This window comes from Geoalkalibacter sp., from assembly GCF_030604225.1.
GTDB lineage: Bacteria > Desulfobacterota > Desulfuromonadia > Desulfuromonadales > Geoalkalibacteraceae > Geoalkalibacter.
In genome coordinates, this window is sequence record NZ_JAUVWH010000011.1 from 20,590 (window position 1) to 35,808 (window position 15,219).

Annotated in this window: 16 protein-coding genes; 3 read left to right on the forward strand and 13 right to left on the reverse strand. The window is 67.8% G+C overall.

What is annotated here, in order from left to right:
- Positions 1-10 precede the first annotated feature (10 nt).
- Positions 11-1,609: a DUF445 family protein gene (locus QAT43_RS02685; protein WP_305041493.1), complete on the reverse strand. Its 1,599-nt coding sequence runs from the start codon at positions 1,607-1,609 to the stop codon at positions 11-13.
- A gap of 140 nt (positions 1,610-1,749) precedes the next feature.
- On the opposite strand from QAT43_RS02685, the gene QAT43_RS02690 reads away from it, so the two are divergent.
- Positions 1,750-2,292: a GNAT family N-acetyltransferase gene (locus tag QAT43_RS02690; RefSeq protein WP_305041494.1), complete on the forward strand. Its 543-nt coding sequence runs from the start codon at positions 1,750-1,752 to the stop codon at positions 2,290-2,292.
- Positions 2,255-3,391, forward strand: coding sequence for a M20 family metallopeptidase (locus QAT43_RS02695; protein WP_305041495.1), 1,137 nt, complete (start codon positions 2,255-2,257; stop codon positions 3,389-3,391). Before QAT43_RS02690 ends, QAT43_RS02695 begins: the two co-directional genes overlap by 38 nt.
- Before the next feature lie 113 nt (positions 3,392-3,504).
- Here QAT43_RS02695 and QAT43_RS02700 read toward each other — a convergent pair whose 3' ends face one another.
- Positions 3,505-4,503, reverse strand: a complete 999-nt coding sequence (locus tag QAT43_RS02700) for a sugar phosphate nucleotidyltransferase (protein ID WP_305041496.1) — start codon at positions 4,501-4,503, stop codon at positions 3,505-3,507.
- Between the two features lie 138 nt (positions 4,504-4,641).
- Here QAT43_RS02700 and hslO point away from each other — a divergent pair, with 138 nt between their 5' ends.
- Positions 4,642-5,505 (forward strand): Hsp33 family molecular chaperone HslO, encoded by an 864-nt coding sequence (gene hslO / locus QAT43_RS02705; protein WP_305041497.1) that lies wholly within the window; start codon positions 4,642-4,644, stop codon positions 5,503-5,505.
- Between the two features lie 42 nt (positions 5,506-5,547).
- Here hslO and QAT43_RS02710 read toward each other — a convergent pair whose 3' ends face one another.
- From QAT43_RS02710 to QAT43_RS02760, 11 genes are all read right to left on the reverse strand, one after another.
- The gene (locus QAT43_RS02710; protein ID WP_305041498.1) at positions 5,548-6,012 is read right to left on the reverse strand and encodes a hypothetical protein; all 465 of its coding nucleotides are present in this window, start codon (positions 6,010-6,012) and stop codon (positions 5,548-5,550) included.
- A gap of 89 nt (positions 6,013-6,101) precedes the next feature.
- A complete protein-coding gene (locus QAT43_RS02715) occupies positions 6,102-7,886 on the reverse strand; it encodes an ABC transporter ATP-binding protein (RefSeq protein WP_305041499.1) in 1,785 nt (594 codons plus the stop codon).
- Positions 7,887-7,896: 10 nt separating this feature from the next.
- Positions 7,897-9,660, reverse strand: coding sequence for an ABC transporter ATP-binding protein (locus tag QAT43_RS02720; protein ID WP_305041500.1), 1,764 nt, complete (start codon positions 9,658-9,660; stop codon positions 7,897-7,899).
- A complete protein-coding gene (locus QAT43_RS02725; RefSeq protein ID WP_305041501.1) occupies positions 9,657-10,226 on the reverse strand; it encodes a Gx transporter family protein in 570 nt (189 codons plus the stop codon). Before QAT43_RS02725 ends, QAT43_RS02720 begins: the two co-directional genes overlap by 4 nt.
- Positions 10,207-10,599, reverse strand: a complete 393-nt coding sequence (locus QAT43_RS02730) for a NusG domain II-containing protein (RefSeq protein WP_305041502.1) — start codon at positions 10,597-10,599, stop codon at positions 10,207-10,209. The genes QAT43_RS02725 and QAT43_RS02730 overlap by 20 nt, the downstream gene beginning before the upstream one ends.
- Entirely contained in the window at positions 10,596-11,585 is a 990-nt protein-coding gene (locus tag QAT43_RS02735) for an FAD:protein FMN transferase (protein ID WP_305041503.1), read from the reverse strand. The genes QAT43_RS02730 and QAT43_RS02735 overlap by 4 nt, the downstream gene beginning before the upstream one ends.
- Positions 11,586-11,589: 4 nt before the next feature.
- Entirely contained in the window at positions 11,590-12,930 is a 1,341-nt protein-coding gene (rimO, locus tag QAT43_RS02740; protein ID WP_305041504.1) for a 30S ribosomal protein S12 methylthiotransferase RimO, read from the reverse strand.
- A gap of 39 nt (positions 12,931-12,969) precedes the next feature.
- The gene (locus QAT43_RS02745) at positions 12,970-13,455 is read right to left on the reverse strand and encodes a YajQ family cyclic di-GMP-binding protein (RefSeq protein WP_305041505.1); all 486 of its coding nucleotides are present in this window, start codon (positions 13,453-13,455) and stop codon (positions 12,970-12,972) included.
- Between the two features lie 77 nt (positions 13,456-13,532).
- Positions 13,533-14,318 carry a LolA family protein gene (locus QAT43_RS02750; RefSeq protein ID WP_305041506.1) on the reverse strand — a complete coding sequence of 262 codons (786 nt, stop codon included), beginning with the start codon at positions 14,316-14,318 and terminating at the stop codon, positions 13,533-13,535.
- A gap of 114 nt (positions 14,319-14,432) precedes the next feature.
- On the reverse strand, positions 14,433-14,924 hold the full coding sequence (locus tag QAT43_RS02755) for a chemotaxis protein CheD (RefSeq protein ID WP_305041507.1): 492 nt from the start codon (positions 14,922-14,924) through the stop codon (positions 14,433-14,435).
- The coding region (locus QAT43_RS02760; RefSeq protein ID WP_305041508.1) for a chemotaxis protein CheC at positions 14,921-15,219 on the reverse strand (299 nt) is incomplete at its 5' end. The genes QAT43_RS02760 and QAT43_RS02755, both read right to left, overlap by 4 nt.

A 15,219-nucleotide genomic window follows, 5' to 3' on the forward strand; every position in this document is an offset into this window, starting at 1 on the left:
GGCGCACCGCTCAGCGCAGGCCGAGCACCAGAAGGTTGACGAGGCCGATGAGAAACCCGAGCAGGGCGCCGAACAGATTGATGTACTTGAACTGCTCCTTCATGATGCCCATGAGCAGCCCTTCGACCTTGAGCAGATCCAGGGAGTTGACCTTTTCCTCGACCATGCGCTGCACGTTGAGGGTTTCCACCAGGGGCGGCACCTCTTTTTTCAGCAGCTCGCCCAACTGACGGCACAGCCCTTCGTTCAATTCCTCGCGCACATCGGCGGGCACCCGCGCCGCGAGCCGCCCCAGGGGCTTGCGAAACAGCCATTGCTCGGATTTCTCCTCCAGCACCTGGGCCAGGATGTCGCGCGCCGCGGGGGAACGCAGGGCGGCGAGAATCCTCGCGTAAAGGGCCTCGCGAGCCTGCTCCAGGCCGCCCTCGGGCAGCGCCTTGTCGAGCAGCGTGGCGAAGGAGCGATCCTTGAGCCGCTCGATACTGCGTTCGGCCAGGCCCAGGGCGGTTTCGCTGGCGCGGCGACTGCGCACGTATTCCACCGCCTTGACGCGCACGAAGCGCCGTACCCCCGCCACCTTCTCGTAGGGCACCTTCTCCAGATAGCTCGCCAGGGGCCGGTCGAGCAGGGCCTCGACGCGGCCGCGCAGCAACTGGGCGACCTGCGCCTGGGTTTTCTCCTCCTTGAGCCAGCGGGCGATCTCGTCGCCGGCCTTGTCGAGGAACTCGGGGATGCGGGCGTAGAGTTTTTCCAGGTTGATGAAGCCGCCCAGCAATCCCGAAAGCCCCCCCAGGGAATCGAGAAAGGCCTCGATGGCCTGGCGCCCCTTGATGACGAGACGCATGCGAAAATCGGGGTCGTAGAACAGGCCGCCGAATTTTTCCAGCAGCGGCGGCACCTCCTTTTCCAGCTGAGCGACGATCACCTCGATGAGATCGGCGGGCAGCAGCTCGCGCAGGGTGGCCTGGGAGCCGACCCATTCATCGGTCTTGGCGTCGATGAACTGCTCCACGGCGCGCGCCACTCCGGGCGAATGCAAAAAGGCGCTGATCCGCTCATCGAGATGAGTGCGCAGATGCCCGTAGCGCTCGGGCGTGAGAAAGCTCTCCAGGTCGCGGGCCAGCCAGGCATCGCTTTTGCGCTGCAACAGCTCGCGCAGCAGCCGGGCAAAGTCCTCGCTGTCGAGATAGGCGAACACCGCCTTGACCAGCTTCCAGCGCAGCAGCTCGACCAGCTCGCGAAAGCGGGCGCGAAAATCCCCCGGCACCAGCTGCTCCAGGGGGCCCAACTCCAGGTCGAGAAAACGGTCGAGCTTGTCGCCCACCGCGTCCTTGATCTCGCGGCGAAACCTCTCCTTTTCCAGGGCGCGCCCCACGTCGTCGCCGGTCAGCAGGTGGCTGCCGACCATCTCGCCCATGCGCGCCGCCAGCTCCTGGCGCTTGGCGGGAATGATCCCCGGCGTCAGGGGCACGCGCACGCCCAGAATCCGCCAGGGCCGCAGGGGGCGAAAGAGCATGCGGATGGCGATATGGTTGGTGACATAGCCGATGAAGGCGCCCAACAACGGCGGCAGCAGATAGGGCAGGTAGGGCTCAAAGCCGGCGATCATCCGAAAAATATCCTCGCAATTCGCGTCCTTGTCATCAAACGGCCATCATAGCGACCTTGGCGGCGCGGCACAAGAGGGCGACGCCCGGCAAATATCTGCTAAAGTTTACTCAAAAAAGCCCCTCGGAAAGGATCGGCCCCATGCCCGACCAGGACAGTCTTCCGCGCAAGCAGCAGTTGCGCATCCGCGACATGACCATCGACGATCTCTCCACCGTCTTTCACCTGGGCGAGGAGATCTTCACCGCCGAATACTCGCCGAGTCTCTACCGCACCTGGGACGAGTACGAGATCACCACCCTGTTCAACAGCGACAGCGAGCTGTGCCTGGTCGCCGAGCACGAGGGACAGATCGTCGGCTTTGCCCTCGGCACGACCGTGGAAAAGCATCATTCGGCATGGAAATACGGCTATCTGGTGTGGCTGGGGGTGCGCCCCTTCATGCAGAAGCTGCGCGTCGGCGCGCGGCTGTTTCGCGAAATCAAGCGGCGCATGCGCGAGCAGGGCGTGCGCATGATCATCATCGACACCGACGCCGAAAACGAGGCGGCGATCCGCTTCTTCACCAAGCAGGGCTTCGGCAACGTGCAGGAGCACGTCTACATGACCCTCAACCTGGGTCGCAAGCAAAAGGGGAAAAAACGCGATGGCGCAGCTCCTGGAAAAAATCTGGCGGGCCATTGACGCGGCGCGCCTGCGCGCGCTGCTCACGGATCTGGTGGACATCTACTCGCCGGCGGGCAAGGAAGAGGATATCCAGCTCTACCTGGAAGAGCGGCTGCACGGCGCCAATTTCGCCCTGCGCCGCCAGGAGGTGGAGGAGGAGCGCTACAACCTGATCGTGCCCCTGGGCTGGCAGGAGCCGCGTCTCTACCTGGTCGGCCACGTCGACACCATCGCCGCCTGGGATCTGGAGGACTACGGCGCCCGCGAGGAAAACGGCCTGATTCATGGCCTGGGCAGCGCCGACATGAAGGGCGGCTGCGCGGCCATGGTCGAGGCCTTTCTCGCCCTGGCGGCGGTGCTGCCGCCCGAGGAGCGCCCGCCGGTGGGCTTGTTGCTGGTGGTGGGCGAGGAGGAAAACGGCGACGGCAGCGCCGCCTTTCTCGAAACCTGCCGCCCCCCCTGGGTGGTGATCGGCGAGCCCACCGGCCTGGCGCCCTGCTTCGCCCATTACGGCTACCTGGAAGCCGGTTTCGTCACCAGCGGGCGACGCACGCACTCATCCTTGCCCGAACTCGGCCACAACGCCGTCGAATCCATGCTGCGCGTGCTGCTGCACCTGGGCCGCGACCCGCTCTTCGAGCGCGGCAGCTCGGAGATCGCCTATTCCATCCGCGAACTGACCTCTTCGCGCGCCGGGTTCGTCGTGCCCGATCGTTGCGAAGCCTGGATCGACCTGCATCTGCCGCCCCAGGGCGACCCGGCCGAGGTCCAGGCCGCCATCCGCGCCCGCGCCGATACCGCCGGGCAGCTCATTCCCGATCTCAACCTGGAGCTGGAATTCAACTTCGCCGCGCGCGGTTACGATCTGGGCATGGACACGGTCCTCGCCCAAGCCCTGGCCGAGATCTACCCGCGCCTGAACCTCAGGTTCTCCGGGGACGCGTTCCGCTCCCACTCCGACGGCAACCTGTTTTTCGACGCCGGCGTCAAGCCCCTGATCCTCGGCCCCGGCGCCCTCGAGGTGGCCCACACGCCCGAGGAACACACCCCCTTCGCCCAGGTGCTGGCGGCGGCAAAAATCTACGCGGCCCTGTGCCTGCAGGCGAATTCCCTGTAGGGGCGAGGCGCTGCCTCGCCCAGGGCGACCCACCGGGTTGCCCCTACCGGGGATTTCACCCGGATTGTTGTAGGGGCGCACATCGGTGCGCCCTGGGCGGACTCGGTCCGCCCCTACTCCATTTCCACCAGGGAATGGTCGCCGATGTTCATGTGGCGCGCCGCGCCGACCAGGCGCACCGACTCGCCGATGATGGAGCCGTCGAGAATCATGCTGCGCACTTCGCTGTTGGCGTTGATGATGCTGTCGCGCACGATGCTGCCGCTGATGTGACTGCCCGCGGCGAGGCTGACATTGGGGCCGACGATGGAATCGCGCACCGTCGCGCCGCGCTCGATGTGGACCGGCTCGATGAGCACCGCGTTACGCACCTCGCCGTGGGTGTGATGGCGGCCCTGGAGCAGGTAGCGGTTGGTTTCGAGCAGGGTTTCGGGCTTGCCGCAATCAAGCCAGGCATCGATCTCGGGGGCGCGGAATTTGAGGCCGGCGCGAATCATGTTCATGAACACCGCCGGCAGGTAGTATTCGCCCTTGACGGTTTCGCCGGCGCGGATGCTGCGCTCCAGGTGGTCCATGAAGCCGCGGCCGTCCTTGAGGTAGTAGAGCCCCACCTGGGCCAGGCGCGAGATGGGCTGGTCGGGCTTTTCCACCATGTCGACGATGAACCCCGTCTCGTCGACCACGTTGACGCCGAAGCGCTGGTAATCCTCGACTTCCTTGGAATAGATCAGTCCGTCGCAGTCGCCGCACAGCGCCCCGATGCGGTCAAGGTCGGTGACGAAGATGGTGTCGTTGAACACCACCAGCACGTCGTCGCCGGGCGCGATGCGCGGCGCGGCGAGGGACACGGCGTGGGCCGGGCCGAGGCGCTCCTTCTGCAGGGTCGCCCAGCAGTTGAGGTTGGGGAATTTCTGCTTCATGAAGGCCATGACCTGCGGGCCGTTTTCCTCGTCGTTGATGAAGATGTATTCCTCGGCGTCGAGGGGCGCGAGGCGCTCGACGATGTGCTGGAGCACGGTCTTGCCGGCGACGTGCACCAGGGACTTGGCCTTGGTGTGGGTGTGGGGGCGCAGGCGTGTGCCCTTGCCCGCGGTGGGCAGGATGATCTTCATGCCGATGTTCCTCCTTTGCTGCTTGCCATCATGAAATGAAATTGGCTAATCTTCCTTCGCCCCGACCGGGCAACCCAGACAGGATAGCACAAACACCGGCCGGCGTAATCGGCCTTTAGGTCAGTTCGAGGAGTTCCCATGAAAGACCAGCTCATTCGCATCCTCACCCGCGACGGCACCCTGCGCGGCCTGGCGGCCGTCACCACCGGCCTGGTGGAAGAATGCCGCCGCCGCCAGGATGCCGACCCCACCGCGACCCTGGCCCTGGGCCGTTTGACCACGGGGGCCGCGCTCATGGGCGGCCTGCTCAAGGGTGAGCAGCGCCTCAATCTCACCATCGAGGGCAATGGCCCCATCCAGCGCCTGAGTGCCGAAACCGACGCGCGCGGGCAGGTGCGCGCCACCATCAAGAATCCCTATCCCGCCGTGCCGCTGCGCGACGGCCGCCTCGACGTGGTGGGCGCCGTGGGCAAGGCCGGCTTTCTCCACGTCACCAAGGACCTGGGTCTGCGCGAGCCCTATCGCGGCACGGTGCAGCTGGTAAGCAGCGAAATCGGCGAGGATCTCGCCTACTATCTCACCACCTCGGAGCAGGTGCCCTCGGCGGTATCCCTGGGCGTCTACATCGAAACCGACGGCCGGGTCGGCGCCGCCGGCGGCTTCATCCTCCAGGCCCTGCCGCCGGGCGACGAGGGTCGCATCGCCTTGCTCGAGGAGCGCCTGCGCGCCTTGCCGCCGGTCAGCAGCCTGCTGCGCGAGGGCCAGGGGCCGGCCGCCATTCTCGAACGCCTGCTCGCCGATATTCCCTTCGACGTCAAGGACAGCATCGACCTCGCCTTCCGCTGCACCTGCAACCGCCGCCAGATCCTGCGCCTGCTCGCCGGCCTCGGCGCCGAGGAGCTGGCGTCCCTGGCCCAACAGCAGGAAGAGGTGCGGGTCACCTGCGAATTCTGCAAGGAGGTCCACACCCTGACCCCCACCGAAATCCGCGCCATCCGGTAGGGGCGCACCGACGTGCGCCCTTGGGCGATTCATGAATCGCCCCTACGGCAGCGGCCGCACCTCAAGGGGCGCGCCGTCCTCCGCCGCGACCTGCCAGTCAAGCCGCTCGGCGGAAATCCCGCGCCGGGTGAAAAACCTTTGCAGCAAACCGGCGCGCCCCTCGGCGAGGGCCAGATCATAATCCTTGCCATGCTCCGTCGCGGCACGCACCCGCAGGCTCCAGCGATTCCCGGGATGGGCGTGCAACACCTCGGCGAGAGGATCAAGCAACTCCAGCCCGCCGGGCAGGGGCAGCACCGCCCCGGCGGCGAACAGCACCTCGCCGGGATAACCCACGCCCACCTCGCCCTCCAGGGCCTCGGCTCCGGGCAGCGCCGCCAGGGCCGGAACCAGGGTCGCCACGGGCACCGCCAGGGGGGCGGCGGGCGCCGATGGCGCCGGCGTTGTGGTGGGCGCGGCGCAGGCGGTGAGCAGGGCGAGCAGGGCAGCAGCGATGAGTCGTTGCATGTTTGGTTCCTCCGGGTGAAAAAGGGACTTAAGGGACACCAGGGACGCCAGGGACAAACACCGGCATCTACTGGTGTCCCTGGCGTCCCTTAGGTCCCTTCTGACGATTGTCCATTCTCCAAGGCCTGCAGGCGCCACAAGCGCGCGTACAACCCTTCCTTGGCCAGCAATTCACGATGCTTACCCTCTTCAACGATGCGCCCCCGGCGCAGCACCACAATGCGCTCGGCATGCACGATGGAGCGCAGGCGGTGGGCGATGAGCAGGGCGCCGCGGCCGCGCCGCGCGGCCTCCATGCCGGCGCGCACCAACTCCTCGGTCTCGGCGTCGAGGCGGCTGGTGGCCTCATCGAGAATCAGCCATTGGGGATCGGGCACCAGGGCGCGCGCCAGGCACAGCAGCTGGCGCTCGCCGGCGGAGAGGTTGCGGCCGCGCTCGCTGATGTGCGCCTCCAGGCCGCCGAGGCGCGCCACCACCCGGTCGGCGCCGGTGCGGCGCAGGATCTCTTCGAGCTCGGCGCCGTCGCGCAGACGTTCGGCGTCGAGGTTGTCATGCACGCTGCCGTCGAAGAGAAACGGCTCCTGGGATACCCAGCCGATGCGGCGGCGCACCAGGGCCGGATCCAGGTCGCTGAGCGCCACGCCGTCCAGCAGGATGCGCCCCGCCGTCGGCTCGTAAAACCGCAGCAGCAGCCGCCCCAGGGTAGTCTTGCCGCTGCCCGTGTCACCCACCAGGGCGACCGTCGCGCCGGGGGGCAAATCGAGCTCGATGTCGTGCAGCACCGGCGCCTCGGCATCATAGGCAAAGCTTACCCGGTCGAAGCGGATGGTGCCCGGCCCCGATGCGGCGGTGTGCTTGCCCAAAGGCTCGGCGGGATGATCGAGAAGGTTGAATATGCGCTCCAGGGAAGCGTTGCTGGCCTGGATCACCGAATACTTGGCGGAGAGATCGCGCAGCGGGGCGAAAAATTTCTGCACGTATTCGATGAAGGCGACCAGCACGCCGAAGGACGTCACCCCGGCCAGCACCTCGCCGCCGCCTTTCCACAGGATGGCGGCGATGGCCACCGCGCCCAGGGCCTCGACCCCGGCATAGAGACAGGCGTCCCAGTTGATGACGCGCAGGGAGGCGCTCTGGTAGTCATCCTGCAACTGGTCGAATTCCTTGAGGGTGCGCTCCTCCTGCGCGAACAGGCGCACCTCGTCGGCGCCGGCGATGCGCTCGGCCACAAAGGCGTTGAGGCCCGCGATCCGCGCGCGCACCTGGCGATTGGCGCGGCGGATGTGATGGCGAAACAGCAGGCCGAGAAGCAGCAGCAGGGGCATGACCGCGAAGGCCACCAGGGAGAGGCGGGGATTGATCCACAGCATGACGGCGACGATGGCCGCCAGGGTGAGCAGGTCGCCCAGGGCCGAGACCACCCCGGCGCCGAAGAGTTCGCCGACGTTTTCCACATCCGAGGTCAGGCGCGTCACCAGCCGTCCCGAGGGCTGGCGGTCGAAGAACGCAACCGGCAACCGCGGCAGCCGCGCGAATCCCTCGCGGCGCAGGTCGGCCATGATGTGCTGGCCCACCCACTGCACGGCGTAGACCTGAAAGTAGGACAGCAGGCTCTCCGCGGCCAGGGCGAGGAGAAACAGCAGGGCGATGAGCCACAGCCCGGCGATTTCTCCGGGGATGATGTAATCGTCGATGGCCAGCATCAGCAGGTAGGGCTGCGCCAGCTTGGCCGCGGCCACCCCCGGCAGCAGCAGCAAGGCCGCCAGCGCCGCGCCGCGATAGGCGCCCAGGTAGCCGACGAACCGGCGCAGCAGCGCCCAGTCCAAATGGCGCCCGCTGATTTCGTCGCTGTCGTGATGATGGCCGTGGGGCATGAAAAATCCGTCAGTCGTCCGTGGTCCGCGGTCCGTGGTTTGAATCCAATCCCGCCTCCAACTCTTCGCGCAGCTGTTCGCGCCGGTAGAGGCGGGCATAGAGGCCTTCCTGGCGCAGCAGCTCGCCGTGTCGGCCCTGCGCGACGATCCGCCCCTCATCGAGCACCAGGATGAGATCGGCGCCGGTCAGCAGGGACACCCGCCCCGACACCAGAAACACCGTGCGGCCGCGCAGCAGGGGGCGCAGCTCGGCCCACAGGGCGCGGGCGGTGAGAGCATCGAGATGGCTGAAGGGATCGTCGAGCAGCCACAGGCGCGCCTGGTGCGCCAGGGCGCGGCCGATGGCGACGCGCTGGCGCTGGCCGCCGGACAGGCTCATCCCTCCCTCGCCGACCCGGGTCTCGAAGCCCTGGGGAAAATGCGCCGCCTCGGCGCCGAGCTGCACCTGGGCGGCCAGGCGCCGCAGCTCTTCGGCACCGGTCTGGGGTGCGGCGTAGAGCAGATTGTCGCGCAGGCTGCCGGAAAACAACCGGCCCTCCTGGGGCACCGCGGCCAGGCGCCGGCGATGAACGCGGGGGTCGAGGGCGGAGAGATCCCGCCCGTCGATGAACAGGGAGCCGGGCGGCGGGGGATAGAGGGCCGCCAGCAGACGCAGCAGGGTGCTCTTGCCGCTCGCGGCCGGGCCGGTCACCCCGATCAGCGCCCCGGCGGGAACCTCCAGGCGCAGATCCCGCAGGACGGGCTGGCTCTCATAGGCGAAGGACAGCCCGCGCAGGGACACCGCCGGCGGCTCGGTGCTCGGTGCCGTTTCCGACAGGGGCGGCGCCGGCGGCAGGGCGAGGAGCAATTGCAGGCGCTCCATGCTCGCCGTGGCGCGCTGCGCCAGGGTCAGCACCCAGCCGAGCAGCAGGGTCGGCCAGGCCAGCTGCACCAGATAGGCGTTGAAGGCGACAAAATCCCCCAGGGACAAATTGCCCGCCGCCACCTGCCGCCCACCGAAATAGAGCACCAGCAGCGTGCCCAGCGGACCCACCAGGGTCATCACCGGCAGTACCAGGGCGCGCAGCCGCGCCAGCACCAGGTTGCGACGCAGATAGTCGTCGTTGATTTCCGCGAAGCGCGCGTTGCGCCCCCCCGCCAGGCCGTAGGCGCGGATCACCGCCTGGCCGCTCACCCCCTCCTCCACCGCCTCGCTCAAGCGCCCCAGGCCTTCCTGCACCTGGGTCGAGTGGTGCAGCAGGTGACGGCTGAGCCGTTTCACCGCGAGCAGCAGCAGCGGATAGGGCAGCACCGCCACCAGGGTCAGGGTCGGCGACAGGGAGAGCATGAGCACCAGGCTCAGCAGATAGACGATGGCCGCGTTGACGATGGTCAGCAGACCAAAGCCGACGAACATGCGCACGTTGGCCAGATCGCCGGTAAAGCGCGCCAGCAGGTCGCCGGTGCGGTGACGATCGAAGAAAAAGCCGTCCTGGTGCAGCAGCCGCGCCAGCAGGCCGCGACGCAGGGCGACTTCCAGATGCCGCGCACCGTGCAGGAAATAAAGGCGCGAGGCGATGCGCGTGGCGCCGCGCACCAGGGCGGCCAGGGCCAGCACCGTCGCCGCCCAGAGCAGATCCGCGCCGCGCCCGGCCTCCACCGCCTCGACCCCGAGCTTGAGCATCCAGGGAATGAGCATGGCGAGCAGGGTGGTGGCCAGCAGCCACAGGCTGCCCCAGGCCAGGGCGGCGCGCTGGGGCATCAGGTAGGGACGCAGGGCGGCGAGCACCCTCATGGCGGCGCGTCCTGTGCCGCCGGCCGGGCAAAGGCGCGATGACCGCGCACCGCGTCGATGAGCAGCGCGGCGGCAAAGCCGTTGAGCAGCCCCGTCGCCAGGGACAGAAGCAGGAAAAAGGGCAGCAGCAGCCACAGCCCGTCGTGGCGCACCAACAGCAACCAGGCCACCAACAGCTGCCCGAGGGCATGGCCCACGGCGCCCAGGGCCGAGGCCCCCACCGGCCCCAGGCGCGCGCCGAACATTTCTCGCGCACCCGTCATCAGCGCCGTCGCCGCCACCGCCCCGGCCAGGGAGAGAAAAAAACCGGGGGCAAAAAGGTTGCCGAGAATCAGCGAACCGACCAGCACCCGCGCCAGGCTCAGGGTCCAGGCGGCGCGGCCGTCGAAAAGAAACAGGGCGCAGAGAGTGAGAATGTTGGCGAAGCCCAGGCGAAACCAGGGCGCCGGGGCGGGCAGGAGAAATTCCAGGGTGTGCAGGGCCACCGCTAGGGCGGTGAACAGGGCGAGGAACACGCGACGCCGGCAGCGCGCCAGTTCGACAGGATCAATGGCTGAGGAGGTCATAGGCTGGAGATCCCTGGTCGGCGCCGCCCTCAATGCTGATGATCAGCCGGTTGGGAATACAGGCGATGAGCTCGCCGCGCCGGAACACCCCGCCCATGCCCATGCACACCTTGTGCGGGCAGGGCGAGGAGAGGATGCGCGCCCGGCCGTCGGCGATCTCCAGCAGGGTGTCGCCCAAGGGCCCGGGCAGGGCGACGCGGCGCGCCTCGCCGAGGGGGGCGCTGAACAGCAGCCGCCCATCGCGCTCCACCAGCACCCGCGCCCCGGCCGGCTGACGCCCGAGCACCGCGAAGGAGGCCAGCACCCCCAGCAGCAGAAGCGCGACGATGAAGCGATCCAGGACCGTCATGCGCCGCCACAGGGCCGCGATCACCGCTTGAGCTCCGCCAGGCCCGGGGTCGCGTGGGTTGCGCCGTCGGCCGCGACGATCAGCGCCTCGACGCCGGGAAATTCGGTGAGCAGCGCCAGCCCCTTCTCGGGACCCAGCACGAACACCGCCGTGGCCAGGGCATCGGCGAGCATGGCGCTGTCCGCCACCAGGGTCACGCTCTGGCAGGCGCTGGCGGGATAGCCGCTGCGCGGGTCGAAGATGTGATGGTAGCGCCGGCCGTCCACCTCGAAAAAGCGCTCGTAATCGCCCGAGGTGACCACCGCGCGGCCGCTCAGTTCCAGGGTGGCGAGGAGCTCCTCGGCGCTGCGCGGGTGGCGAATGCCGATGCGCCAGGGCCGCGCGCCGCGGCTGCCGAGCAGGCGCAGATCGCCGCCGGCGTTGACCGAGGCCTGCTCGATACCGGCCCCCGCCAACACGGCGATGGCGCGGTCGATGGCATAGCCCTTGGCGATTCCGCCGAGATCCACCGCCAGATCGGGCCGCGCCTTGCTCACCCAGCGGCCATCGAGGCGCAGGGCCCCGGGGCCGATCCCCTCCAGGGCGGCGGCGATCTCCGCATCATCCGGCACCCGCGGATTATCCCCTTCCAGATCCCACAGCGCCTTGAGCCGCCCCAGGGTCAGGTCAAAGGCGCCCGCGCTGCGCGCGGCGACGTCCAGGCCCAGGGCGAAGACCTCGGCGGTGTCGGGCGCCACCTCCAGGGACTCCTCGGCGGCGGAGAGCCGCGCCACATCGCTGTCGGGACGATGGGGGCTCATCAGCGCCTCGATGCGCGCCATCTCGGCAAAGGCGGCCGTCACCGCGTCCCGTGCCGCTCGATCGCCCCGGGGCACCTGGATTTCCACCAGGGTGCCGAGCAGGATGCGGCCCTCGCGCAGCTCGGCCTCCCGGCCGCCGCGCTTGACCAGCGCCAGCGCCGCCAGCAGCACCAGCAGCAGCACGACAATGAGGGGGCGGTTCAGGGGCAAGGAATCAATCCTCGACGATTTCCCCGATGAGGTCGTATTCCGAGGAATCGGTGATGCGCAGGCGCACGATCTGACCGATGTCGGCCTGGCCGGCGGTGATGTAAACCTGACCGTCCACATCGGGGGCCTGGCGCACCGAACGGCCGCGCAGCAGCAGCTCGCTCTCCTCGCTGAGTCCCTCGACCAGCACCGGTTCGATGCGCCCCACCAGGGCGCGGTTCTTGCGGAAGGAAATGCGCGCCTGGGCCTTCATCAGCCGCTTGTAGCGCTCGCTCTTGACCCGCTCGGAAATCTGTCCGGGCAGGGTGGCGGCCGCCGTGCCCTCCTCGCGGGAATAGCGGAACACGCCGAGGCGGTCGAAATGGCCCTCCTCGACGAAGCGCAGCAGCTTGTCGAACTGCTCGGGCGTCTCGCCGGGAAAGCCGACGATGAAGGAGGTGCGCAGGGTCAACTCGGGTATGCGCGCGCGCAGCCGCGCGATGAGCTCGCGCACCTCGGCCTCGCCGACGCGCCGGTTCATGGCGCCGAGCAGCTGATCGTCGATGTGCTGCAGGGGGATGTCGAGATACTTGCAGATCTTGTCCTCGCCGGCGATGAGATCAATGAGTTCCTCGCCGACCCCGTCGGGATAGGCGTAGAGCAGGCGCAGCCAGCGCAGGCCGTCGATCTTAACCAGGCGCCGCAGCAGCTCGGGCAGGTTGGCCCCGTCGTCACGGTCGGCGCCGTAGGCGGTGATGTCCTGGGCGATGAGGTTGATCTCCGCCACGCCCTGGGCCACCATGCGCTCGGCCTCGGCCACCACCGAGTCCATGGCGCGCGAGCGCAGGGTGCCGCGCAGCTTGGGGATGATGCAGTAGGAGCAGTGATTGGCGCAGCCGTCGGCGATCTTGATGTAGGTGCTGTAGAAGGGCGAGGATTGCACGCGCGGCGTGGTGTGGTCGTAGAGAAAATCGGGCGCGCCGATGGCCTCGCGCACCTGGCCCCCGCCGAGTTTTTCATCAAGCAGGCCCGGCAGGCGCGCCGCGTCGCCGGTGCCGAGGAACAGATCGACCTCGGGCAGCTCGCTGCTCAGCTCGTCGCGGTAGCGCTGCGGCAGGCAGCCGGTCACCACCAGCAGCTTGCAGCGACCTGACTTCTTGTGGTCGGCCACCTCGAGAATGGTGTCGACGGACTCTTCCTGGGCGTCCTGGATGAAGGAGCAGGTGTTGACGATGATAATGTCGGCGCTCGCCTCGTCGGTGACGATCTCGTAGCGTTCCGGCGGCAGATGGCCGAGCATGACCTCGGCGTCCACCAGGTTTTTCGGGCAGCCGAGGCTGACCAGACTGACTGTGTGCTTGTTCAAAACGGGATCCGCCTGGTTGGGGGTTGCAGCAAGCGCCGCTCAGGAGCGCAGGTTGACAAACTGCAGCTCGACGTCCACGTCGGCGCCCTTGAGCGCCTGGATGACCTCCTGCAGATCGTCGATCTTCTTGCCGGTGACGCGCACCTGGTCGTCCATGATCTGCGCCTGCACCTTGAGCTTGGTGTCCTTGATCAGCTTGACGAGGTCCTTGCCCTTCTCCTTGGAAATGCCCTGCACGATGGCGATGCGCTGGCGCACCGCCATGTGCGAGGCCGGCTCCTTCTTGCCGAAGTCGAGGCATTTGGGCGAAAGGCCGCGGCGCACCAGCTTGCCTCGGAGAATCTCGACGATGGCCTGCAGCTTGTAGTCGTCGGCGGCCAGGATCAGGATGGCGTCCTTCTCCAGGCTGATCTCATTGTGGGTTCCCTTGAAGTCGAAGCGCTGCTCGACCTCCTTGATGGTCTGGTTGACGGCGTTGTCCACTTCCTGCATGTCGACCTTGGACACGATGTCGAAACTGGGCATGAAACCTTTATCCTCCGTGATCTGTGGGGGGGGGCTGTGCGCCCGGGCGGACGCGGTCCGCCCCTACGAGAAAAACGTTAAAATCCGACTTGCTCGGGGCGCACCACTTCCACGCCCGCCGGGCGGATGAACTGAAAGAGGGTGTCGGGCAGCCCGCGGTTGACGCGGATGCCGCTGAACTCGATGATCGTCGAGTTGCCGTTGGGGTCGGTCACCGTCGAGGACAGAATGGGAAACACCGTGCCGCCCGTCTCGCGCAGGCCGGGGCGCAGGTTCTGGTCGAAGGCGATCACGGCGTTCTTGTCCACCACGATCACCAGCCGCGCGATGAGCTGCGAGACGCGGCGTGGCGCGAGCTCGAGCACGTAGTTGCCGGCGGCGTCGCGGTTGGGCACCGCCCAGCGGATGGAAAAGTCGCGCGACAGATTGCCCAGGCCGGTGAGGAAGGTCACCGGGTTGTCGGGCTGGTCGCGCAGGGCCGTTTCGATATCCGATTCGATCACCTGGTTGTTCTCGGGCAGATAGACCCACAGGGTCTTGCCGTCGGAGACGATTTCCTGCTCGCTCGGCTGGCGGTATTCCCAGCGGAACTTGGCCTGGTCGGAGCGACTGCCCGGGGTGCGGTCGAACTTGAACCACACCTGGCCGCGACCACGCTGCACGCGATCCAGGGAGGCGATGCGCGATTCCTGGAAGAACTCGGCCTCGAAATCGGCGATGCCGGCCGCGCCGCGCTCGCCCTGGAAGGGCGATTCCAAGGCGCGGATCACGTCGGGCAGGCCGACTTCGACCTGCCGCGGGGAGGCGCCGCAAGTCAGGGGCAACAGCAGGGCAAACAGCACAACAAACATCAGGGTACGCATAAGGGACTTCTCCTTGTTGGCAAATCGCCGAGGATTTTAAAACGGAATGCGGTGCAAAGACGAGAATTTTTTACGGCCGCGGGCGCGCGGCCGCGACGGGAACCCGCGCGGGGGTCAGAGAATGCGGCATTTCTCCGCGCCGCGCAAGGATCTGACGCGCACCTCGCCGGTCTCCAAGACCAGCTCGGCGGTGCGGCCGAAATTGCCGCCCGTGTCCTCGGCCGCCAGGGGCACGCCGAGTTTCGCCAGAATCTCGCGGGCGGCCTGGGCGTTGCGCTCGCCGATCAGGTCGCCCTTGGCCAGGGCCAGGCTTTCGAACATGTTGGCGCCCCCCACCAGCTTGGCCTCCAGGTTCCTGGACGCCGCGCCCAGGGCCGGCAGCTCGGCCAGCATGGCCGCGACGGCGCTGACCACGAACTTGCCGGGCCGTGTCTCGGCCTGCCCCGGGCGCGGCGTCGGCAGCAGGGTGTGAGCCATGGCGCCGGTGCGGGTGCGCGGATCGTACAGGGTGATGCTCAGGCAGGAACCCAGCCCGTAGGTCACCAGCACTTCCGGCGCCCGGCCGAACTTGATCTCGGCGATGCCCACCCGCAGCCGCTCGCTCACGCCTGGCCTCCCAGCACGGCGAGCAGGGCCTGGAGGGAATCGGGATCGGGCAGCAAAAAGAAATGGCCTTGCATCACCCGCCCCTCGTCCTGCCGGCTATGGAACTCGGTTTCCAGCATCAGCGCCACATCCCCCGCTTGACCGAGATCGATGAGGATGGGATCGATGACCGCTCCGGCCATGTCGCAGGCCAGGGCCGGCACCGTGGGCAGCAGGCGGACCCCAAGCAGCCCGCCCAGGGCCGAGAGGTAGGCCGAGGCGAGGATGTTGCCGACTTCCTTGAGGGTGGAGACCG